The sequence below is a fragment of the Mucilaginibacter sp. P4_D1 genome, from assembly GCF_056401935.1.
Map to the genome: position 1 here is coordinate 243,273 of NZ_JBFUIJ010000004.1, position 24,061 is coordinate 267,333.

Consider the following 24,061-nt stretch of genomic DNA (forward strand, 5'->3'; position numbering starts at 1 on the left):
AAACGTTTAATAAAAAGATGTTTAAAGGCCTTCGCATAGATGATCTGATCACCATATCCAACGTTTTACTTCGGCTGGCTGTGCGTTACCTGTTATTTGCAGGATCATTTTACCTGGTGTTTTATGTGTGGAAGAATAAAACCATCTGGCGCGCCAAAATACAGCAGCGATATCCCGAAAATAAACACGTGATCCGCGAGGTGGTGAACTCATTTATCACCATCATTATTTTCGGCCTGGTTATCATGGGTGTTATTTACGCAAGTAAAGCCGGGTTAACCCGTATTTATCCCAATATCAGCGATAAAGGATGGGGTTACTACGTTTTCAGTATTGTGCTGATGATATTGATGCATGATACCTATTTTTATTGGACACACCGTGCCATGCACTGGAAGCCTTTATTTAAAGCGGTACATAAAACCCATCACCTATCTACCAATCCAACCCCATTTGCGGCATACGCTTTTCACCCGCTTGAGGCTGTTATAGAAGTAGGCATTGTGCCCCTGATAGCATTCACCATTCCGTATCATGGCACAGCATTAACCCTGTTCTCGTTATATTCACTATTGCTTAATGTAACAGGGCACCTGGGTTTCGAGCTTTTTCCGAAAGGCTTTGCCAGCAATAAGCTGTTTAAATGGCATAATACATCAACCCATCATAACATGCACCACCGCCTGGTTAAATGCAACTACGGCCTGTATTTTAACATCTGGGACAGGCTGATGGGCACCAACCACCCCGACTACGAAAAAAGTTTTGACGAAGTAGTAAAAAAGCGCACAGCGCCTGTTGCAGCTAAAACCAACGATGAGGAATTGGTGGCTGAAGCGCAGGTGAGGTAAAACTGTTTGTAAGGGGGAGAGGACTAACTTAACCGCCACCCCGATAAACTATAGAACAATAAAAATGCTTTTCTCCCACATATTATCCGATAACTTTTAAAGTTGGCAATGTAATTAATTGGGGCTGTCTGTTGGTTTTTCAGTTTTTACTATCTGCAATACTTCATCAGCGCTTAGGGCCGCCTGGTAAACTTTTACCTTATCCATATATCCATGAAAAATCCTTTCAGACGGAAACTCTTCATTTCTGCCTAAAGTCCATTTGTTGGTTACAGATAGGTTTGCCGTGGTTTCCATCACGGTGGTGCCCGCCAATGCACCGTCGATATACAGGTAGAGTGTTTTACCCGTGCATACTCCGGCAATGTGGTGCCAATGATTATTCCAATTAGCGGGCAGGTTAACGGTGCAATCGCCACGGCCCCAGCCGCCGGCAAAAAAAGTAAGCGTTTGATGATCTGTTACCTGCAAAACGTGGCTATCGCCTTTGGTTATCATATCAACCAATCCTTTTTCGTTCCCGGTGGGGTATACCCAGCCCATCATGGTAATGGTTTCGGCCATGTTATCCAGGGCGGGAGTGCTGGGAACCTCTACAAAAGTATGCTCATTAAACCCCAGCCTGCCGCTGGTTTTAGGTTTCTGAGTAATGGTAATTTGCCCGTTATGCTGAAATCCGGAGTTGTCTTTTACTGAATTATTGGCTAAATAATCTATAGGAGAAAGATCAAGCAAAAGCGATTCAACATTGTCTTTATACACCTTATAAACCACCTTTTGATCACCTGCGGATATCCTTTGGAATCCTTTTGAAGCGCCTGCCAGTACGTGTTCTATCACCCTTTTTTCGCCGGGTTCCAAAACAACGGTATCGGTAAAAATCAAGGAGCCGTTTTGGGTTATTGGGATGTTAAAAGTATGCTTTATGCCGCCAATATTTTGGACGATATAAGCGAGATGCTGCGGCTCATTGACTTTAAGCATTGCGGTAGCGGTAAGGCTTGTAATTTTGAAAGGATAAGCCGGCGGATTTGGCGGCAGTTTTACATCAACCATAACCGGGGGCAACCCCTCCAACTTAAGTTCCGTTTTTCCGATGGGGTAAAGCCGGCATACCAACGAGCCTGTTTGAGTGCCACCCGAAACTATCATGCAATTTTTGTAAGCATACGGTTTGCCATTTACCAATAGCGTAACAATTTTAACGCCGGTAGCACCCGAGTTACTGACTGAAAAATGAACAGTGAAAGGTTCATCGGGCGCAACATTGTTTTTTGACACCGAGCAACTCAATATTTTAAAGCCAGGGCCTTGCTTTGTTTCCGATAACTCAACAGGGTTATTATCATTTGGCCAATTGCCTGCCTTATCTGCTAAATCAAAAATCATCGAACCTCCGGCTGTTAATACCGAATGCGGCAGGCTTAACTGCTGCCAGGGTTTGCCATTAACAGTTAAAGCCTTTACATAACCTTTTGCATCTGAAACATTACTACTTACAGTAAACTGCTTTCCGTTTGGCAGGTGCAGTGTAACATATTTAAACAACGGCGTGCCGATAGCATAGTAAGGCTTGCCGGGGCAAACCGGGTAAATACCCATGGCGCTAAAAACATACCAGCTGGATGTTGAGCCGAGGTCGTCATTACCGGGCAGGCCGCCGGGGCTGTTGCTAAAACGATGCAGCATAATTTGTTGTAACCATTTTTGGGTTAATGCCGGTTTGCCTGCCTGGTTAAAAAGGTAGGGCAAATGAAATACAGTCTCGTTATCAAACAAGATCACATTATTGCTAAGCGCCGAATCGAGCCGGCGGGCAAATTGATCGGTGCCGCCTGTGAGGTTAATAAGGTCTTTTGTGTTTTGGGGCACAAAGTAGGAATACACCCACTTATCCCCTTCTTTATAACCCGACATGCCGGGCTGTAATTTAAACTCATTATCGTTGCGGGGCAACAGCAATAGTTGATCGTTATTTAAAAGGTTGCGGTAGCTGTAGCCACGCCTTTGCAACAGGTGATAGTCTTTATCATTATGGACAACATTTTTGGCAAATTGCGATAAGGCCCAGTCGTCATAGGCATATTCAACCGTGCGGGTAACCGACTCGGACCGGGTAAAGGGGATGTAACCTTTTTGATTAAAGATCTCCATATCCGGCTGGACAAACGGAGGCTCCAGTACGCTTTTCTTCATGGCGATATAAGCCAGCTGCTTATCAAAACCGGTGATGCCTTTCAGGTAGCTATCTACAATAATGGGTATAGCGTGGTTGCCTGTCATAGATTCGGTTGGCAGGTGGCCGGTTTGTTTGTAAATATCCAGCATGGATAAAATCACATCCCGTTGCTTATCCGGGTAAAGCAGGGTAAGCAGGGGGTGCAGCGAGCGGAAAGTATCCCAGGGAGAGAAAGCCCCATATTGGTGAGCGCCTGTTTTCTGGTGGATGTTGCCATCGGTCCCCATATAACGGCCATCAACATCGTCGATAACCCAGGGGATTAAAAGCGAATGATACAGGGCGGTATAAAAAACAGTTTTATTGGCATCGTTGCTGTCGGTTACATCAACAACAGCCAGTTTTTTTTGCCACTCATTGGCGGTGCGTTTATGCAGCTGGTCAAAGGATAATGCTCCTATTTCCTGGTCTATATTGCGCTGGGCACTTGCATAACCAACTGTGGAAGCACTCAATTTAAGCCCGATAACTTTATCGCCCTTTACAGATGCTGCAAAACTGAAGATCCAGCCACCGTCAACCTGTTCTTTTGAGATAAAAGGTTCGGTAAAATTGACAACCATGTTGCCACCGGAGGCCTGGATTATACTCGGGGATATTACGCTGATCTTGCCGGCTTCGCTGATAAACAACTGCGGTGATGAACCGGCAGCAAATGTAAACCGGAACATGCCCGTACGGGTTGTTGCTGCGGCCTCTACGGTACTGTGGTCGTCATCAAAACTCACCTTATAGTAGCCGGGGCTTGCCGTTTCTTTGCTGTGCGAGAATTTTCGGCCGTATTTACGGGGTTCAAATCCATCAACTGCTTTAACCGGCATCACATAAAACCTGCCGGCTGAGCCCTCGGGAAAGCCACTCATATGCCTGAAGCAGCTAAAATAACAAATAGCACTATCGCCGTAGTTATAGCCCTTTCCAAACCTGGTTTCGGGGCTTAACTGCATGAAACCCGATGGCGCCACAGCACCGGGATAGGTGCCACCTTCGCTGCCCCATTTAGTAAGTACATTACTTTGGGCTGTGCCGATGAAAGGGTTTACATAGGGCAGGTGGTTTGTTTGTTGGGCTGAGGCGGTGTGGGATAGGAAGAGGGTTAAAATGAAAGTTATGAGCCGTAAAATCCGCGGAATACTCAAAGGGCTGTCATCCTGCGCCTGTCGAAGGATAGCGGACAAAGGCCTCTCCGCGCGACCCTTCGACAGGCTCAGGGTGACAGCCCTCCTTACGTCGAAAATAGAACACATGACGGGTAGTCCCGTCGAAGCATCGTGGGCAAAGGCATCCCAATCCTGCAAAGTTCGGGATTGCTTCGTACCTCGCAATGACGGTAGAATAGACATTTTATCTACGTATAATACCATTCTCCAATAATATCCTAACACCTTTAACATTATCATATTTTAATGTATATCTTCCTTTTATCCAACACATAAGCCACCAGCCAGCACAGCAACATGTAGCAAATGGCAAATACCAGTGTGCCCAGTGCGCCGGGGAACACCCGCTGGTAAAATACCCGGTTTATCCAATCGTAAAAACTCAGTTTGGGAGCTACCCATATGGTTTGAAAAACGGTAAGCAGCAATTCAGATAACAAGTAGATGGCTAATGAATTACGCCCCAGGATGAGGAAAAAGTTGGTGCCACGTTTTACTTTTTCTATTTCGATAACAAATATCAGCAGGCCCAATATGGCAAGGTCGATACCGATGGTGAGCACCGAGAAAGTGCTTGTCCATAGTTTTTTGGCTATCGGGAAAAACTGGCCCAGGAACAAGGCAGATACGATAAGCAATCCGCCAAATATCATGAGTTTGGCCACTGTTTCGTAAGTTTTACCTTTACGCTGGATGAACGCGCCGGCTAAAAAACCGCCTATCACATTTACTATCCCGGTTAGTGTACTTAGTAAACCTTCGGGGTCAAAAGCTATGGGGCCACCTTTGTCGTGGTATAAATGATCGTTGCCAAGCAATACAATATCCAGTTTGGTGCCCGCATTGCCCAGCATGGTATACTCCTTGCCTGCCTCGCCAAATAGGATTAAAAACAACCAGTAACCAACCAGCAGTAACCCCGATATAATAACCGCCGTTTTTTGAGAGCAGTAGTGAACAATCAAAGCTCCAAAAAAGTAACACAAGGCTATACGCTGCAATACACCCATTATACGGGTATGGTTTAGCGGGTTAAAAGCCCAGCCATCGGCAACGCGGTGAAAGAACGGGAACCAGTACATGAGGTAACCTAATAAAAAGATGATAACCGTACGTTTAAATATTTTGCTGATAAAGGCGGCATCCGATTCAAACTTCTTTTTAGAGAAGCTTAAGGCGTTACCCACCGCAAACAGGAACGACGGAAAAACCAGGTCGGTTGGTGTAAAACCTATCCATGGGGCGTGGTCAAGCGGTGTCCATACATCCGCGCCCGAGCCGGGGGCGTTTACGATGATCATGAAACAGATGGTCATCCCCCTAAAAATATCTAGTGCTGTAAACCGTTCGGTAGTTAGTGCCATGTTTTATTGATTATTTCTTTACTATATGCTATTTGGTTCAAACGGCCCGGTGTATTAGATTCCTCTCTCAAGAGGGGGCAGGGGTGTGTTATCGCGCGTTCAAACACACCCCTGCCATTACACCATTCCTGCCCGCCCCCTCTCAAGGGGGGAATTTAAAACCAAATAACGAATACTCATTGATTATTTAATATCTGTAGTTGTTTGTGTTGTAGCGCGGCCTGCTTCCGGTTCGGCCACTATTAGTGTATCACCGGGCTGTTTGCCATCTTCATCATAAATCACCAATTGATTGGGGCCTGTTTTTAGCCAGCATTCGGGAATGTATAAACTGGTAATGGATATCTTCTCCGGGTACCGCCCAATGTTGTGCCCGTTAACCCATACCGAGCCATGCCCCAGCCCCTTAGGCTCAAACCGCCAGATAAAGGTTTTTCCTTTTGCCTGTGGTACGGTAAATGATGACCGGTAAAAACAAGGCGCATTGGTTCTAACCTCGCCGGTAAATTTTTGCCAGCCTTTTAAAGCCAGCGCATCGCCGGGGCCGCCTTTCATTTTCCAGCCGGTTACGGCCGGCGCATCGCCAATGGCATTAATTTTTACAGGCTGATCGATACCGCCCTCGTTAGAGTAGTTTTCTATAAACACAGCAAGCCGTATAGGTGCTGTTAAAGTAGTGCCGTCGGTTATATTCACTTCAAAAGGCTGGTTCCAGCCATCGTGTTTAAGTACCTGTTTGCCATTGATGAATATGGTAGCATTTTCATCCACACTTTTAAACTGCAGGGTTATTTTTGATGTGCCTGCGGGCTGTTGCGGTATAGTTGTGGTAAACCAGCCGTATCCTTCCTTTAAATTAAAAACATCGGTGTTTATTTTATAGGGTTTAAATGTGGTGGTATCAAAAGCTGGTGGCCCTTGTTTAACATCGCTTATTTTATTGGCCCTGGCAAAATACCAGTTACTTAACTCGCTGATAAACGGACCTCCTTTTTTGATGAGCGCCGGACCAAACACCCCTTTACTGTCTACCTCATCAATCGGCCCAAGGTAAGCGGCCAGTTTGTCCCTTCCATCATGCGCCGCAAAAATGGCGAGGGTATGTTTCCCTTTTTTCAGGTCGAGCGTTAGCTCTCCATCGTTCAGTTTCCATTTAGCGGCAGGCTTACCATCAACAAAAGCCTGCCCTCTGCCGCCGCCTTTTACCTGTAAGGTGTATTTACCGGCGGTAGAGGTGGTAATTGTGGTACGATACCAGGCATCGGCAGTTACATCGCCGTCGGCACCCATCGGAACCGGATTTTTTGAGGATAGCCATTTGCCCGCATTATAATTTACAGCCGCCGCGCCCGCAGCATTTTTAAATTCCCAGTTGTTGAGTGCAATGGCTTTGGGCTGATTGACCGTTGGTGATGGAATCTGTTTTAAAAGCACCGTTTTTTGAGCCGTGTAAATCCAAACCGGGTCTTTTTTATCTTTTAATAATGGCTGCTCTATATCAGCGGTAAAAGGCTGATCATTAATATCTATTTTTCCTACATAATCCGCACCACATATAATGTAGGGGGTATTGTGCGGCTTATCGATATAGGTTTTATTTGTTAGCTGCCTGTTCATGGCCAGTACACGGATGGTTTGCGTACCGGCTTTAAAGCTATATTCTAATGGCTGGGTAATAGAGGGCATAGTTAGGTTGATGCTTACATTTTCGCCATCAATTTTTACGTTGGGGTTTCCTGTTGATGCCTTGCCCTGAGTTTTAAAATATAGGGCAAGGGGTGTACCGGCTTCGGCATCTGTAACAATGGTAGTAACATCTCCCTGGTTAATCGTAATAAATACCCGGGTTAAAGCCCAGTTCAGCATCACCTCATCATTAAGCTTATAGTTATGGACCAGCGGATAAATCTCGCCGGGTAAAATGGTAACTTTATTGCCAGGCACGTTATCATCAATATGCAGTTGGGTTGTTATCGCCTCTTTACCTGTATTATCCAGGAAAACAATTTCGCCGGCGGGGCTTTTGCGGGCACTTACTTTTACCGTTAGTTCCGAAACAATTTTGCTATACTGGTCAGTATTGTTTGCGCTATTTGCCAGTACGTCCTGAAATCTGCGGGCAAACAAAGCCGCCCGTTTAAAGGCATAATATATCGGCCTTAAGTCGCCTGCCTGGCCAATGGCCGCGCCGTAATCGTATGATGCCGCGTCTTCATCGTTATTGGTGTACCCAAAGTTCGATCCGCCGTGCACCATGTAATAATTATAACCATTGCCGCCGTTGGCGATGATTTTCCAGGTACGCCTGTCGTAAAGCTGGTCGTCGCCCGGTTTGGCGCCGTATTGCGAGTACCATACACTCCAAAACTCAGTAGAAAACCATGGGTTTGGCCGCGCAGCGTCGTCCAGTTTGCCATCTCCTGCCGGGTCGCTGGCGTGGTGCAGGCCGCTAAAAAAGTAAGGCACCTGCAGGCCCATACTCAGCGCCTTGGTTTGCAAATGTTTAAAATAGCCATCGGGCATAACAGTACCCCATCCTTTGGGATGCTCGTTCTCCAGCTGCACCATTATCACCGGCCCGCCTTTGTTTACCTGGTTATTCATCACGATAGGTAAAAGGTGATCAAAAAACCTGTCGACATATTTTTCAAACAATGGATTATCTTCCCGAACACTCAGACCTTTTTTAAACTTAAGCCAGATGGGGTAACCGCCGTTATCCCATTCGGCACAGTAATACGGACCAACGCGTACAATGGCGTACATGCCTAATTCATTAACCTGTTTTAAAAACAGGTTCAGATCGCGGTCGCCGGTAAAATCAAATTTGCCTTCCTGGGCTTCGTGAAAATTCCAGATGGTGTAAATCTCGATACAATTAAATCCCGCACGCTTGATGCGCAGCAACCTATCGTACCAAAGCTGGTGGGGGATACGGGCATACTCCAACCCTGCAGATACGATGAACGTTCGACTGCCATTTATCAAAAAGCCCTTGTTATCAAAATTGATATAGGGTTTAGCCGCTGCAGATGGCGGAAAGATGTGGTCGTTACTATCCTGGGCTTTTATGGTTGTATTGAATGCCAGGCAAATCAGAATTGTTAGAAAGAGGTATGTGCTTTTGATCATGTGTTTATGATTCAATGTATTTTGTTGTTGTGGATAATGCGGGCTTCTTCTTTCATCTTTTGACCAACTTTCGTGTCATTTGAACGCTGGCGACGACTCACCCCGGCTACGCTGCGCTGGCCGACCCTCTCTCTCCGGCTTACGCCGCATAGAGGGTAAACCCCATTTTTCTTTTTTAGCCCTTCTATGCGACGCAGTCGGAGAGAGGGGCAGAACGAGCGTAGCGATGTTCGGGGTGAGTCGTCGCCGCCAAATAACATACGTCATTCTTTTCCAGATGCATTCGTGGGACCTCCCACCCCTAATCGAAAACATTAGAACAGCGGTCTGTGAAGACACAGACCGCTGGGAAGTATTGCCTTTTCGATGTAGAGACGCATAATTGCGTCTCCCGGCTGCAAATCACACATGCAAATTGACGACTTACAAATTCGGAATGTCCTCAGGGAGACGCAATTATGCGTCTCTACAAAAAACCGAATATCTGCTAATACGTCGCCTGCAACACCAAATTATTATACTTTGCAAACAGCGCCTTCGCCTTTTCTACCCCGTCGCCTTTGGCAACATCAGTATAGGCGTTATCGTGTTTGTTTACCCATTGCCATTCCCCGTTTTTTACCTGGGCGTCAAATGCTTTGGCATCAAAGGCGGTGCCTGTGGCCATGGTTTTGTTTAGCTGGCTAAAGTATAGCTCCCAGCGTTGTTTGTAATAGCCTTTTATTAAGCCTGCCCATTGCCTGTTAGAGTATTCGCTCAATCCGCTTTCTTTATCGCCCCAAAGGGCTACCAGGTCGCGGGCATTTAGCTCATACAAATTCTTTTCTTTATCGGTAATGCCATTGGCCCTGGCTTCGTTAATCCATTTGCCTAATAAAAAATCTTTGCGGGTGCTTAGCAAATCGTCCATATCATCCATCAGCTGTAAAAAGGCGGTGCTGTATTGTTTAAAGGCTTCCTTATCGCCGCTTTTATAGGCCGATGCCAATTTTTGCTGCAATGGCGATGCATAATTAGCCAGTACCTGCCGGGTCACGTCAATTACATCGTACTGATAGCCGTCGCTTTGTTTCAGGCTATCGGCGGCGTTTACTAACAGCTGCCAGGCTTTGGCCAGCTTTAGGGGATCATAGCTCAGTTTAGTTAAAACCCTGTCGATAGTTTTCTGCATGGTTGGCCTGGCCACAATGATTGATTCGGGGCCGCCCTCGCTCAGGCCGCTGCTGTAAACCGTGTTCAATAATATCTGCCACGCTTCGGATGCATTAGCATTGGTTTGGCCATAGCGCCTGTGGGCATAATTATTTACCCAGGCATCGGCATCAATAGGGGTATCGCGCCAAACATTCTCCAACATCAGGGCAAACAGGGCCGGGTTTTGCTCAATACCCTCAGGGGTTATGCCTATGCCTACCATGTTTTTTGATTCGGGGTCATGCAGGGCAATGGCCGGATCGGCAGCCACATGGCGCATGCGGCCAAACAGGCTGATGTTGCCGCCAAAGTTTTGCAGCATACTCCAAATCCAGGGCTTACCATAATAGGCTTCGGTACGGTTCCATACCGGGTGCGCATCGCTGTACAAATCAAGTACAATCATCTGGTCGTTAGGTACCGCATTCAGCAGGGCTTTTATTTGTTGCGGCTGCCAGAATTTATTGTTGTAATGGAACATCCAGCCCTGCATCACCCAAACAGCTTTTGGGTCGGCAGCGGTCATGGAACGGAATACTTTTTTGCTCATGCCATCAAGGTAGGTTGAATCATTGGTGGGCGGCACATTCTCGTTAAAAGTATCTGCCGAGTACAAATGATCGGTACCAAACTCCTTGTTTTGAGCCTCGATATATTTTTTGCCGATGGTTTCAAAAAGTTCATCGTCGGGGTCAAGAATGAATACATCAGGAAAGCCTGCATCCCAGTTGGTCCTTTTTACCTTAGCTTTCGGGAACCTGTCCTTAAACGATGGCGGCACGTGGCCCGTAAATGACGACAATACCGGTTTCATGCCGAATGAACGTTCGCGCTCGAGGATCTTTTTTTGCAGTGCCCTATGGCTATCCATCCAATGCTGTGGCAGCGGACCGCCCCAGGCATCAATGTTGCCCATCCAAAACCAGGAAAAATAAGCCGGTCCGCAGAAAAAGGCATCCAATTCTTTATCGGTAAAGCCCATGCTTTTGTATACATCCTGCCAAATGGCTTCTTCGCCGGTAATGGCCAACGGCATGTTAATGCCATTGAGCGCCATCCAGTCAATTTCTTTTTGCCAGCGGGCCCAGTCCCACCAGGCCATGGTATAATTAAATGTGCAGTAGTTAAGGTAATAGCGGTATTGATACGGCGTGGTTTTATGAATTTTGGCGGTTACCGCGGGCAGGTTTGCAGGCAGGTTTAAATTGGTACTATTCCAGCCTATATCGCAAAAGCAGTAGGTTTTAAGGTAATAATTTAAAGCTGCAGCTACAGATAGCCCGTTGTTACCACGTAAAACTATTTTACCATCGCGGCTATCCAGCTCAAACGTGTCTTTATTGTTATCTGCCGTTATTGGCTCAACCAGGAATGCGCCCGATTTGCCGGGGATGATACGTTCAATAAACTCATACGATGCTTTCTGATCAACCTGGGCATAGGTATTTAAGCAAAAAACGGAAGCAATAAGTATCAATAAACCTTTTTTCATTATTTAAGCTGGCTCTGTTTGTTTTGGGGTTTTATAGAATAAAAATGCCGGTGACCAACACAAATTGACTTAACAAATTATTGATGGCTACCGGCATTTAATAGATTATTTTACTTAAAAGTTTGGATTTTGTACTAAAACGCCTTTACTCTTATCAATCTCTACCTGTGGCAGCGGGAAATAATAATTTTTAGGACGAACAAATGTTACCGTTTTCGATTGATCAAGCGGTGCTTTTGAAACCGAACGGTTATATATTGCTGCAATATCAACGATATTTTTCTTGTCCCAACGCATCAAGTCCTGATGGCGCTCGCCTTCACCGGCAAGCTCCACGCGGCGCTCATGAATTAACTGCGTCATACCGGCGCCTACAACAGGCGGCAACAATGTTGAAGCGCGGCGTCTTACCTGGTTTATCAGCGCATCGCCTGCACCGGCACCTTGTGTACGGATAAGCGCTTCGGCTACCAACAGGTAAATATCGGCCGACCGCATTAAAGGTACAGCAAAGCTATGATCAACACCACCACCATCAGCCGCAGTGTTAAATACGGCAAACTTTTTGAAAGCAAAACCGGTTGCCGACAGATCGGCAGTAAAAGTAGTTAAACCATTACCATCGCCCAGGTTAACTTTGTCTCCAACACTTAAAACAGTTGCAGCTTTACGTGGATCATTAGCTTCAAACTCATTTACCAATCCCTGTAAAGGCTGGCTAAAGCCATAACCACCCCATGGTCTTGGAATGTAGTAAACGGTAAAGTCGTTTTGTACTACGTTTTGTACTGCCTGGATAGAGAAAAGCAACTCGGTGCTGTTTTCATTTGCACGGGTAAAGTTATCAGTATAGTTGGCAGCCAATGCATAATGCGAATTGGAGATTACTTTTTGACCGGTTGCAATTGCCTCCGGAAGTTTTTCCCAATACATATAAAGCTTTGTTAAAAGGCCCAGAGCCGTTCCTTTGCTCACGCGGCCACGATCGGCAGCGCCATAGCTTTCGGGCAGCATATCAACCGCTTTCAACAAATCTGATTCTATTTGCTTGCGCACTTCTTCAATCGGCGATTTAGGAACGTTAAAGTTTAGTTTAGTATAATCATCCTCGGTGATGATAGGCACATCGCCGTGAATAATCATTAAACGCCAGTAACCAAAGGCCCTTAAAAAGTAGGCCTCGCCCATGCTGCGGCTTTTAATATCGGCAGAAATGGCGGTGATTTTTGGGATATTGATGATGCAATTTGTAGCGCGGTTAATTTCTTCATATCTCCACTTCCAGGGGTACCTGATAGCGGCGTTTGAAGCATCGTAAGTTAAATTTTCAATACCTTCATCCTCGCCGTGGTCACCAGAGCGCCAGTAATCGTCAGATGGTACGTCAAAAGTACATTCGGCATGGCCAATGTAATCTTCTTCAGGTAAAATGCTATAGATACCAGTTATCGCGTTAACAGCATCAGTTTCGTTACGGAAATAGTTTGTTGAGCTGTAAACACCTTGTTGCTTTAAATCGAGCGCTTTTTTACAGCTACTGCCAAACAGGGCAAGTGCCGTAAGCATATATAATATTTTTTTCGATTTCATGATCTTATAATTTAACTGTTAAACCGAATGTGATTGTTCTTACCGACGGATACTGGGCTACGTCGACCCCTCTTTGCAGGTTACCGTTAGTATAACCCAACTCTGGCGTATAGCCTTTGTATTTGGTTATAAAGAACAGGTTTTGGCCTGATGCATAAAGCCTTACGCCTTTTAAGGTGGCCCTTTTTGTCCAGGTGACAGGAAGGGTATAACCTAAAGTGGCGTTTTTAAGGCTCACGTAATTTCCGCTTTCCACAAACAGGTCAGATGTGCGGTAGTTATCGTTTGCACGATCCAGAGACATTCTTGGGATGGTATTGCTTGTACCGGCGCCGGTCCAGCGTCCTAAGTCTTCGGCATAAAGGTTAAACGGATAAGTAGGATCGATACCCTGCATCCTGTCGGCATTATAAAGGCTCACACCAAATACCCCGGTAAAGTTTACCGAAAGGTCGAAACCTTTATAGGAGATACTGCCCTGTAAACCTGCCGTAACATTCGGATTTGGGTTACCAAGATTAGTACGGTCGTTACCGTCAATCAGCCCATCGCCGTTTAAATCAAGAAAACGCACATCGCCGGGTTTAATATTGGCCTTGCGGGGATCATTTTTCAAGGCAGGGTCGTTATCTATATCAGCCTGGGTTTGATACAAGCCATTGGTTTTCCAACCATAAAATGAGGCTATTGGCTGGCCCTGGTAGGTTCTTGAAATTTCCTGGCTTGAGCGGCCGTAAACTGTGGCGCCCACAAATGTACCTTCGCCGTTTAGCTTGGTTACCTTGTTTTTGATGAACGAGGCATTGGCACCAAAAGAGTATTTTACTTTATTACCGCCCTGGTAATTAACTTCAAACTCAACACCATGATTGTTCATGGTACCGATGTTTTGGTTAGGGATAGATACCGAACCAGCCGCTCCTACAACAGGTGGCGATAAAAGCATATCCTTGGTGTTTTTGTTAAACCAGGTTAAGGTTGTTGATAACTGGTTATTTAAAAAACCGGCTTCAACGCTCACATTGGTCATGGCTGTACGCTCCCATGCAATATCCGGATTGGCCAGGCTGTAAACTGCCGCACCTGTATAACCTGTGCCGCCAAATGTGTAACCATTGTTTTCATAGGTACTGCCCAACTTAATTAAGCTGGCGTATTGAAATGTGCCTATGTTTTGGTTACCCAACTCGCCATAACCACCGGTTAGCTTCAGGTTGCTTATCCATGATATATTTTTGATGAAAGCTTCGTTTGATAACCTCCAGCCCAAAGAAAATGCCGGGAAATAACCCCATCTTTTGGTTGGTGCAAACTTTGATGATCCATCCGCACGGAAAGTTAATGTAGCCAGGAACCTGCTATCGTAGTCATAAAACAACCTGCCAAAGCCCGATTGCAATGACGATTGATCAGGAACTACGCTTGAATTGAACTGGCTGTTACCAAGGCTAAGCACCCTTTGATCTTCCGACGTATCATCATATCCTAACCGAGATGCATTAAAACCATAGGTTTTAAAGTTTTGGTAGGAGTAACCACCGGTAAACGTTACGTGGCTTTTACCAAATACCTTATCATAAGTAAGGAACGACTCCAATAACTGGGATGATAACTCGCCCTCGGTTTGGGTTAGCGATGATGTGGTGTTTTGCCGTGCCTGGTTAACGTCAGCTATACTAAAGTTGTATGCCCTGTTCAGGGTGCCATCATACGCGTAGTTTACCCGTAGTTTTAATTCTTTCAAAAACGTAACCTCGGCAAAGGCGTTGGCCAGGGCACGGTATTTTTTGTTAAACCTGTCTGCTTCCTGGATGGTTGCATAAGGGCTGTTGATATCGCCCAACTGGTTGGCAAAAGCCTTTGATGTACCGTATGATCCATCGGTATTAACCAATGGTATGGCAGGGTTAAAGCGCAGTGCCGAAAACAGAAGTCCTGTTTGCGAATTGTTATTGTCAAAACCATTGTTATTGGCATAGCTCAACTGGATATTTTCGCCCAGTTTTAACCAGCAGCTTACTTTATGTTCTGAATTTATCCTGGTGCTGAAGCGCTTGAAGTTGGTTTTATCGATGATACCATCCTCATTATAAACAGCAGTTGAAAAATAATAGTTAGATACCTCGTTACCCCCGGTGATGCTGACATCGCCATTGGTTACATGGCCGGTTTTCATGATGGCCCGCTGCCAATCCGTTCTTTGGGTGGCATAATAGTTATCGTTCCAGGGTGCATCAATGGCAACACCATCATTGGTGTAGCGTTCCCTTTTCAATTTGTAAAGATCGGGGGCGGTTAACAAGCTCAGATACTTGGTTGTATTTGAAAAGCCGTTGTAAAAGTTAACATTGGTGGCCAATTTTTGATTGTAATTGCCTTTCCTGGTAGTTACCATTACCACACCATTGGCAGCACGCGTACCATAAATAGCCGCAGAGGATGCATCTTTCAATATCTCAACCGAGGCAATGTCATTAGGGTTGATATCACTTAATGCATCGGGGTTGCTGGTAGGCACACCATCAACAACTACCAACGGGTTGGCATCGTTTAACGTACCAGTACCACGAATCCTGATACTCGGCGCGGCGCCAGGCGATCCATCGTTGCGTACAATGCTTACACCGCTGGCACGGCCATCCAGGGCCTGTGCAGCAGATGCTACCGGCAGGTTTTGAATATCAGCGCCCTTAACGCTGGCTACAGAACCCGTTACATCTATTTTTTTACTGGTACCATAACCTACCACAACAACTTCTGTTAAAGCAGATGGCAAGGCAGCAAGCGTGATAGATAGGGGCTGATCGCCGGTTACGGTCACTATCTTTTTCTCGAAGCMTATATAACTAAACTCCAATACTCCGTTAACCGGGGCGTTTATTACGAAGTTACCGTTAATATCAGTTGTTACCCCAAGGTTGGTACCCTGCAACCTAATGTTTACGCCAATGAGCGGTTCGCCTTTGGCATCAACCACTTTTCCTTTTACAAGCAAAAGGGCATTGGTTGTTTCGGCTGTTGATATGATCACTACATGGTCATCGGCCATTTTGTAGGGCAGCTTATTGTCCATAAGCGAGCTCAACACTTGTTCGATAGAAGCGTTTTTAACGTCCAGATCAACCTTACCCAGTTTTTTTATGGCGGCGTAGTTGTAAAAGAAACGGTAATCGCTTTGTTTTTGAATTTTGGCAAGTATGGTACTTACCTCAGTTTGCTTAATGCTGAGTGTAAATTTCTGTTGTGAATAAACACTGGCCGAAACCTGCATGCAGGTAACCAGGATTAGCAAGAAAACTGCTTTCATTAGCAAAATAACTTTAAGGCATACGGGGGCACCCGGAATGGCAAATGCCCTTCTTGTTTTTTTCATTACATTTGTTTTGAAAATTAATGGATAGAGTAAGCTCGGTTCCAACTCGCTTACTCACAATGATAAATCCCAGATTTTTGCGGGGAAGAGTTGCACCTCTTCCCTTGTTTATTTATGGGTTTTAGGAGTCTGTTAAGTAATTGTTTTTGTTCATGTGCTGCTGTTAAGTTAATATTAGTTGGTTGTTTTATTTTTTACTCTTGTAGGATAAGTAAACCGTGCCGCCATCAATTTTTGATTGCAACGGCACAATTTGCCTCAGGAAATTCAGGGCGGTATCCAGGCTTTCATTCTCAAGCACGCCGCTTATCTGCTCTTTTTTGAGGGCTTCATCTGCAAATACTATCCTCACATTGTATTTGCGTTCCATTTGCCGGGCCACGTCTTCAAAATCATTATTGGCAAACATAATTTTGTGGTCTATCCAGGCATTTTCTGCATACGCATCATTGCTTACAACCGGCAATGTGGCTACTTCATATTTTATCTTGGCTACAGCTGCTTTAACGGCCTGGTTAGTTACAATTTGTGCCGGGTTATTAACGGTCAGTTTTTCGTGGGGCGATAAAATGATCTTTTTCTCGGGGTCATCGGCCAGCTCAACCTGCACCTTACCTTTTAATAAAGTAGTTTCGGTGGTTTTGTCGTCGCGGTAAGCCTTTACGTTAAATACAGTACCTAAAACTTTTACTGTGAAGCCGGCGGTATGTACCAAAAATGGTTTCTTCGGATTTTTGGTTACTTCAAAAAAGCCCTCGCCTTCTAAACTAACCTCCCTTTGCCCGGCCTGGAAAACCGAAGGGTACGAAAAATGACTGCCTGCATTCAGCTTCACCTTGGTACCATCTGATAAAGTAACCTGCATCATTTTGCCAAAAGGCACATCTACCTTTTTTGTTACCGCGGCGTTAAGTTGCTGTTTGGCCTGCTGTCTATAAAACAAAAAGCCAAACAAAGCAAGTACGGCAACAGCCGCAGCCGCGCCAATCCACTTCCAGTTAAATGGCCGTACATGGTCTGCAACAATTTCGGTTTCGGTTTCTTCAGCGTCTTTTATTTTAACCCATAACTCATCCAGCTTACTGTTTATGGTAGTGGGCAAAACCTCGTGGTTGTTATTAAGTGTACCCGTTAAGGCGTCTGTTACCTGCTGAATTTTTTTATATCCTGGGTGTTGTTTTACAAACTGTTCGAGTTCATCCAACTCTTCCTTATTGGCCGATCCGTCCATGCTTTTAGCCATCAGCTCAATAAACCTTGATTTTCCCATAATTTAGTCGATCTGATGTAAGGACACTTGTCAATAGCGATTTTCCTAAAAGAATTTAAAATAAATTTTAAGCCGGAAAAAACAGTGCGGCTATCAAGCTTATGATGATCCCATTATGCAGCAATTGAAGTGCCTGGTGGCAACTTTCACGGCAATGCCAAAAACGTACGCAGATCGTCCGTTTTTGATACAGTGAAAAGCTTTAAATAAAATCAAAAAATACTGATAATCATATAGTTAAAACTAAGGCATAATATTTACACTGATTAGGGCAATAACGTCTGTTTGTAAACTCCTAAAGCCCTGGCATCATGTTTAAAAACTACATCAAAATTGCTTTCCGCAATCTAAAAAAGGATAAACAGTTTACTTTTTTAAATGTGCTTGGTCTTTCGGCCGGGCTGGCTTGTACGCTGTTAATTTATTTGTGGGTACATGATGAATTGAGTTACGATAAATTTTTTGATAACGATAACCAGGTTTATCAAATTATGGAACACCGCACCGGCGGCGGCAGCCAGCAAATTACCGACGAATCATCGGGCCTGGTGAGCGATGTACTGAAAGCCCAGGTACCCGAGGATGTGCAATACGCCGCCGCCGTGGCCCCTGCTGATTGGTGGCAAAAATTCACTTTAACGGTTGGTGATAAAAACATTAAGGCCAGCGGACAGTACGTGGGTAAAGATTATTTCAACATCTTTTCTTTTAAAATGTTGCAGGGCGAGCGCGGCAAAGTGCTTGCAGCCAAAAACGATATTGTAATATCCGACGAGCTGGCCAAAAAGCTATTTACCACTGTTGATAATGCCATAGGCAAGTCCGTCCGTTTTCAGCACGACAGGGAGTTTGCTGTCACAGGTGTATTTGAAAAATTGCCCGTACACTCGTCCCAGCAGTTTGATTTTGTGCTATCATTTGATTACCTGGCCGACGTGCAGGGTTGGGTAAAAACCTGGAACAATGGCGGCCCGCATAATTTTGTGATGCTGAAAAAAGGGGTTAACGTGGCTGCATTCAACAAAAAGATATTTGCCCTGGTAAAAAAGAATAGCGGCGATACCACGCGCAGCGCCGTAGCCATGCGCTTTTCTGATAACTACCTAATGAACACGTTTAACCATGGCGCGCGGGTGGGGGGGCGCGAGGAGTACGTGAAACTATTTTCGATTATAGCTGTGTTTATTTTACTTATTGCCTGTATCAATTTCATGAACCTGAGTACGGCCAAAGCGTCGGGCCGGATGAAAGAGGTGGGCATTAAAAAAGTAGTAGGTGCAAAACGCGGCCAGCTGATTGCCCAGTTCTTGTCCGAATCGTTGCTGATGGCCCTATTTACCATGATATTGGCTATAGGTATAGCCTGGGCATTACTGCCCCAGTTTAACCAGCTTACCGGCAAACAAATACGGCTTGAATTTGACTCGCAGCTTATCATGATGCTTGCGGGCATTACCCTGTTTACCGGTTTGGTATCGGGCAGTTACCCGGCGTTGTATTTATCTAAATTTAATCCGCTGGCTATTTTAAAGGGCAAGCTTAGCTCATCATTTACCGAGCTGCTGGCCCGTAAGGGACTGGTAGTATTTCAGTTCACCCTATCCGTAGCACTTATTGTGGCTGTACTGGTGGTTTACAGGCAAATTCAATACATCCAGCATACCAAACCTGGTTATAATAAAGATAACCTGATCCGCATTGACTCGGAAGGCAAGCTTGCAGGAAACGAAGAGAGCTTTGCCGCCGAACTGAAAAATATCCCCGGTGTTTTAAATGCCAGCTTTACACAGCACAACATGGTTGGGCGCAATTTTGGCACCGGTGGCCTGAGTTGGGATGGCAAACAATCAAACGGCGACGTGTATTTTGAGGGCTTTTTTGGTGGTTTCAACTTTATCGAAACTATGGATATGCAATTGGCTGCCGGCCGTTCATTTAACAAAAACTACGGCACCGAAGGCAGCAAAGTAATACTTAACCAAACCGCCGTTAAGTCCATGCAGCTCCAAAACCCGGTAGGCCGCACCATTAAAGTTTTGGGTAATACCTGCCAGGTTATTGGTGTGGTAAAAGATTATCATTTCGAATCGTTGCATGAGGTGGTAAGGCCATCGTTTATCCTGCTGGCCCAAGGCAGCAGCCCGTATTTTAAGATGATGATCAGGCTCAAAGGCGATCATCAAAAAGAAACCATTGCCAAAATTCAACAACTATATGAATCCTTTAACCCGGGCTTCCCATTCGTGTACAGCTTTCTGGATGAAGCTTACCAGAAACAATATGAAACCGAAGTAAGGGTATCTGCACTGGCGCAATATTTTTCGTTCCTGGCTATTTTGATATCCTGCCTGGGGTTGTTTGGCCTTGTGGCCTTTACCGCGCAAAAAAGGCAAAAAGAAATAGGCATCCGCAAGGTAATAGGGGCGTCGGTAAACAGCATCATGATTATGCTTACGCAGGATTTTTTGAAGTTGGTGGCCATCGCGGTAATCATCGCCTTCCCCATATCCTGGTACGCCATGAGCCGGTGGCTGCAGGGTTTTGTTTATCGTATTGATATTGGCCCGGTTGTTTTTGTTATTGCAGCTATGTCGGTTATTATTATCACCCTGCTTACCGTAGGCTTCCAGGCTATCAAAGCTGCGTTGGCCAACCCGGTAAAAAGTTTGAGATCGGAATAATATTGAAGCGGGAGTGGTAATTTATGCCACTGTTATGAGCACAGGAAAACTTACACTCTCATTTATTAATGGAGCTTAAGCCGGTTGGTATTCGTTAAAATAAATGTACAGGTGTAACTGGAGCAAATATCGCATAGCACGTTTAAACCATTAGCTAATCGTTTCCATATCGGCAAACATCAAATCGGCCATTAACAGGCCTTTGTTGCCGTTAGCGGTTTCAATGGTATGGATGTATTTATACGTGTTGCTAAACTGGTCAAAACACTGGTCAATTACCTGGATGTTTAAATCGGCAAGCGAAAAATTTTCACTGTTCTGGAGGCAAAAAAATTCATTTTTTACGGGTAAAAAATCGTCAGTGTAACCTTGGTTATGCAGGTCTATCACCCTGCTGGTTAGCGCATTATTAAGTTTAATTTTATTGTTTTTCATGATCAAGCGTTTTAATAGTTAGTAGACGTAAAAAGTGAATGTTTTGTTACGTTAAATGCAACAAAAATCAAACCATCTTCATGAAAAACACATTATTAATCAATTAGTTATATTTTTTAATTTGAAATATGGATAGATGAGTAACGACTGTTTGGCTTTCAGTACATCAGTAAAAAAGGGTGCATCTTTTTTACACACTATAACAAGAATGTTTAGATGACAGTGGCAGGTCGAAAACAGGTTTTAACAATTGGTGCTTAAGGGAATTTGCTTTTATTGATGTCAACGGGTATTACAATAGGGTAGCCGAGCGCATTTAGGCATAACTGTGGGGTTTGGTTGAGCCCGAACGACACACAGTGACAGTTTTTTTTATCAGTTAATACGCATTCAATTATACATCACAATAACCTTATCCACCATACCATCACCATTAAAAAATAAATTTTCCACGGCATTTTTGCCGCTATCTGTATTGTGGTAATAAATGCTGATGCTGTTTACGCCGGTAAGTACTTCCAACAGCTCGAAATGCAGGTTAGGCAGTTTGCTCAGGGCGGTTTCCCAGTACAGCCTCACGTTGCTTTTGCCCGCTATGATGCCGCCGCAATGGGGGTATATTTTCAGGGCGTAGGGTGTTTGAATGCTAAAATCATCGGTGTAGTGTGCCATCAGCGTATCTAAATCCTGCTTGTTCCAGCAGGTTATCCATTCGGCGGCAAAACGGGCTGCAAATTGTTGGTCTATCATTGTTTATATTCAAAAAGTTTAAAATAAAGGGTTGCCCCAAAAGCAAAGGCCGGGCGCTACATTTCTTTTTACTAACGCATATAAAATTACCATTATTTGCGTTTAGTGTAACTTTAGCCGTTTAACTTCGTCCTATCAATACATCACCCAATAACAAATTGGGGCATCCTATGCGTAAAACATGCCCATTTTGACCCTCACTAAGCCCTATACTGATCAGCAGCTCCTGGATTTGATCAGGACGGACGACCGCGGTGCATTTACCGAACTGTACAATCGTTACTGGGATAAAACCTATGCCGTTGCCCTGCACCGCCTTGACGACGAGCACGAGGCCGAAGAAGTGGTACAGGAAGTGTTTTTAAGTATCTGGCAGCGGCGGGCTACACTACAGCTTACACATACGGTGGCTACTTACCTTGCTGTTGCCGTAAAATATAAAGTGATTAACCACCTGGCCAAACAATACCGCAGGCAATTGCAGCACGATGAACTTACCATGACATCGCCAATTGTTGCCGATAGCACTGCCGACTGGCTGTATGAAAAAGAATTGCGGCAACTGTTAGAGAAAACCATCAGCCAGCTCCCCGAAAAATGCCGCATTGTTTTCCTGCTCAGCCGCGACGAAAATAAAACCTACGCCGAAATTGCCGCCGAACTGAACATATCGCAAAAAACGGTAGAAGCACACATGAGCAAAGCCCTGCGCGAATTAAGGGAAACGCTGGGCGTATCGGCACCCGTACTGGCTTTCATATTACTGAATGCAGATCGTTTTTTGTAGAGCTTGGCAATGATTTTAATATTTTAATGATTATTTTTGATTTATGATAGCTATAGAATTATCACTCAAACAATTGATGGATGCTGTAAAGCAATTGTCACCGTCCGAAAAACTCGAACTCAATGAGATGATTTGGAAGGACGATATGGCTATTCCATTTGAACATCAAAAATTAGTTAAGGACAGGAAAAGCAAATCTGACGCAAACCCTGATCTACTGTTGGATTGGGAGACAGCATCCAAAAAGCTTGTTTCTTAAATGTCCCGTGCAAGGGATAAAACTTCGCAAAACGCTGAAGGGGCACTGACGTATATCGCATAGCGGCTACCACTCACCCCGCCCCCGATGCATCGGGGCGACCTTGCTCGGCTTCGCCGGAAAGAGGGTTTTGGAAATTATAACTACATAAATAACTAATTGTCAAGCAATTAAAACAAAAGCCCTCTTTCCACCGTAGGTGAAGAGGGGGTGGTCGGGCGTAGCCTCGACCGGGTGAGTCTTAGCCAGCGTTCAAGCGGACGTTTRGGTAAATTCCAATACGCGATAGGTAAATACGAAACCATGACAGCCTGTTTCTTTATTTTTAGGCAGCGCCTTAGCAATCTTTGCGCGAAATCAAACCCCTCATATTCCCTTAACTTACCCCCTCCCCTTCAAAATAAATTTCATTTCCCACTAAGGGTATCCGGCCCCGCCGTTGACTATATGTACAAAAGGTAGATATATTTTACGATGGAAAACAACACCTACGATATTAAAGAGCTTGCCCATAAGCTTGAAAACGGCACCATTACCCCCGAAGAAATGGCCTGGTTTGAGCAATGGTACCAGGGGTTTAATGATGAAGAAGTGTTGCTTGCGGGCAGCAGGCACTCCGGCATCAATGACCTTAAGGATAGCATTTTTAATCGTATCGCATCGCAAATGGAAGCGCCTGCGCAACCAAAACGTAAGGTTGTTACTTTATGGCGCAACATAGCTGCTGCAGCGGCTATAGTGCTATTGGTTGCCTTTGCCGCCTTTTACAGAAACGCTATCCTGGATATTGTCGACCCGGTAAAACAGGTGGATTTATTGAGCCAAGCAGGCCAGCACAGGCAAATCAGTTTGCCCGATGGAACCCTGGTGTGGCTAAGCCCGTCGACCCACATTAGCTACCCGGATAATTTCAGGGGCGCACAGCGTTTGGTAAAGTTAGATGGTGAAGCCTTTTTTGATGTAAAGCACGATGCCGCGCATCCCTTTGTTATTCAATCCGGTGCCATCAAAACCGTGGTGTTGGGTACCAGCTTTAACGTAAGGGCTTACGCCGATGCAAAAACGGCCGAAGTTACCGTAGTAAGCGGGAAGGTGGGCGTGCTCACATCGGCAAGTGGCAAAAACCAGCGGCAAATCATGACGGCCAGGCAACGGGCGGTATTCAACAAAACTGACGGCTTGCTGCTAAAAGAAAGCTATCCCGATGCCGCAAAATTCCTTGGCCAGCGCAATGGTAATTATGATTTTGAAGGTGCATCAATGCAAACCGTTGCCGATGAGCTTGGCAGGCAGTATGGCGTACATATAAACGTCGACCCGCGCATAGCCAATAGTTTATACTACGGACACTTAAACACCACACGCCTTATCGGCACCGAGCTTGATGTGCTTTGTACCGTAATGGACAACACCCGCTGGCAAAAAGCGGGCAACCAGTATTACATCCGGGAAACTATAGCTAAACATTAACCTTTTGGCCCGGC

General features: G+C 45.1%; 14 protein-coding genes. 5 read left to right on the forward strand and 9 right to left on the reverse strand.

Features of this window, described 5'->3' with window-relative positions:
• The first annotated feature begins 17 nt into the window (after positions 1 to 17).
• Positions 18 to 851: a sterol desaturase family protein gene (locus AC1DV1_RS06495; RefSeq protein ID WP_477356750.1), complete on the forward strand. Its 834-nt coding sequence runs from the start codon at positions 18 to 20 to the stop codon at positions 849 to 851.
• A 114-nt stretch (positions 852 to 965) separates the two neighbouring features.
• On the opposite strand, the gene AC1DV1_RS06500 is transcribed toward AC1DV1_RS06495, so the two are convergent.
• The 7 genes from AC1DV1_RS06500 to AC1DV1_RS06530 all read right to left on the reverse strand — a co-directional run bounded on the left by AC1DV1_RS06500 (position 966) and on the right by AC1DV1_RS06530 (position 17,665).
• Positions 966 to 4,268 (reverse strand): GH92 family glycosyl hydrolase, encoded by a 3,303-nt coding sequence (locus AC1DV1_RS06500; protein ID WP_477356753.1) that lies wholly within the window; start codon positions 4,266 to 4,268, stop codon positions 966 to 968.
• 218 nt (positions 4,269 to 4,486) lie between these two features.
• Complete coding sequence (locus AC1DV1_RS06505) at positions 4,487 to 5,614, reverse strand: acyltransferase family protein (RefSeq protein WP_477356755.1); 1,128 nt, start codon at positions 5,612 to 5,614, stop codon at positions 4,487 to 4,489.
• Between the two features lie 183 nt (positions 5,615 to 5,797).
• A complete protein-coding gene (locus tag AC1DV1_RS06510; protein WP_477356757.1) occupies positions 5,798 to 8,746 on the reverse strand; it encodes a beta-galactosidase in 2,949 nt (982 codons plus the stop codon).
• Between the two features lie 487 nt (positions 8,747 to 9,233).
• Positions 9,234 to 11,432, reverse strand: a complete 2,199-nt coding sequence (locus tag AC1DV1_RS06515) for an alpha-N-acetylglucosaminidase (RefSeq protein WP_477356759.1) — start codon at positions 11,430 to 11,432, stop codon at positions 9,234 to 9,236.
• A 114-nt stretch (positions 11,433 to 11,546) separates the two neighbouring features.
• Positions 11,547 to 13,022, reverse strand: coding sequence for a RagB/SusD family nutrient uptake outer membrane protein (locus AC1DV1_RS06520; RefSeq protein ID WP_477356761.1), 1,476 nt, complete (start codon positions 13,020 to 13,022; stop codon positions 11,547 to 11,549).
• 4 nt (positions 13,023 to 13,026) lie between these two features.
• Entirely contained in the window at positions 13,027 to 16,395 is a 3,369-nt protein-coding gene (locus AC1DV1_RS06525) for a TonB-dependent receptor (RefSeq protein ID WP_477356763.1), read from the reverse strand.
• 187 nt (positions 16,396 to 16,582) lie between these two features.
• Positions 16,583 to 17,665, reverse strand: coding sequence for a FecR family protein (locus tag AC1DV1_RS06530; protein WP_477356765.1), 1,083 nt, complete (start codon positions 17,663 to 17,665; stop codon positions 16,583 to 16,585).
• A gap of 311 nt (positions 17,666 to 17,976) precedes the next feature.
• On the opposite strand from AC1DV1_RS06530, the gene AC1DV1_RS06535 reads away from it, so the two are divergent.
• Positions 17,977 to 20,346, forward strand: coding sequence for an ABC transporter permease (locus AC1DV1_RS06535; protein WP_477356767.1), 2,370 nt, complete (start codon positions 17,977 to 17,979; stop codon positions 20,344 to 20,346).
• A 150-nt stretch (positions 20,347 to 20,496) separates the two neighbouring features.
• Here AC1DV1_RS06535 and AC1DV1_RS06540 read toward each other — a convergent pair whose 3' ends face one another.
• Entirely contained in the window at positions 20,497 to 20,781 is a 285-nt protein-coding gene (locus AC1DV1_RS06540; RefSeq protein WP_477356769.1) for a hypothetical protein, read from the reverse strand.
• Positions 20,782 to 21,171: 390 nt separating this feature from the next.
• Entirely contained in the window at positions 21,172 to 21,531 is a 360-nt protein-coding gene (locus tag AC1DV1_RS06545) for a nuclear transport factor 2 family protein (RefSeq protein ID WP_477356771.1), read from the reverse strand.
• A gap of 181 nt (positions 21,532 to 21,712) precedes the next feature.
• On the opposite strand from AC1DV1_RS06545, the gene AC1DV1_RS06550 reads away from it, so the two are divergent.
• From AC1DV1_RS06550 to AC1DV1_RS06560, 3 genes are all read left to right on the forward strand, one after another.
• Complete coding sequence (locus AC1DV1_RS06550) at positions 21,713 to 22,318, forward strand: RNA polymerase sigma-70 factor (RefSeq protein ID WP_477356773.1); 606 nt, start codon at positions 21,713 to 21,715, stop codon at positions 22,316 to 22,318.
• Between the two features lie 43 nt (positions 22,319 to 22,361).
• On the forward strand, positions 22,362 to 22,577 hold the full coding sequence (locus tag AC1DV1_RS06555) for a hypothetical protein (protein WP_477356775.1): 216 nt from the start codon (positions 22,362 to 22,364) through the stop codon (positions 22,575 to 22,577).
• Between the two features lie 474 nt (positions 22,578 to 23,051).
• The gene (locus tag AC1DV1_RS06560) at positions 23,052 to 24,047 is read left to right on the forward strand and encodes a FecR family protein (protein WP_477356777.1); all 996 of its coding nucleotides are present in this window, start codon (positions 23,052 to 23,054) and stop codon (positions 24,045 to 24,047) included.
• The last annotated feature ends 14 nt before the right edge of the window (positions 24,048 to 24,061 follow it).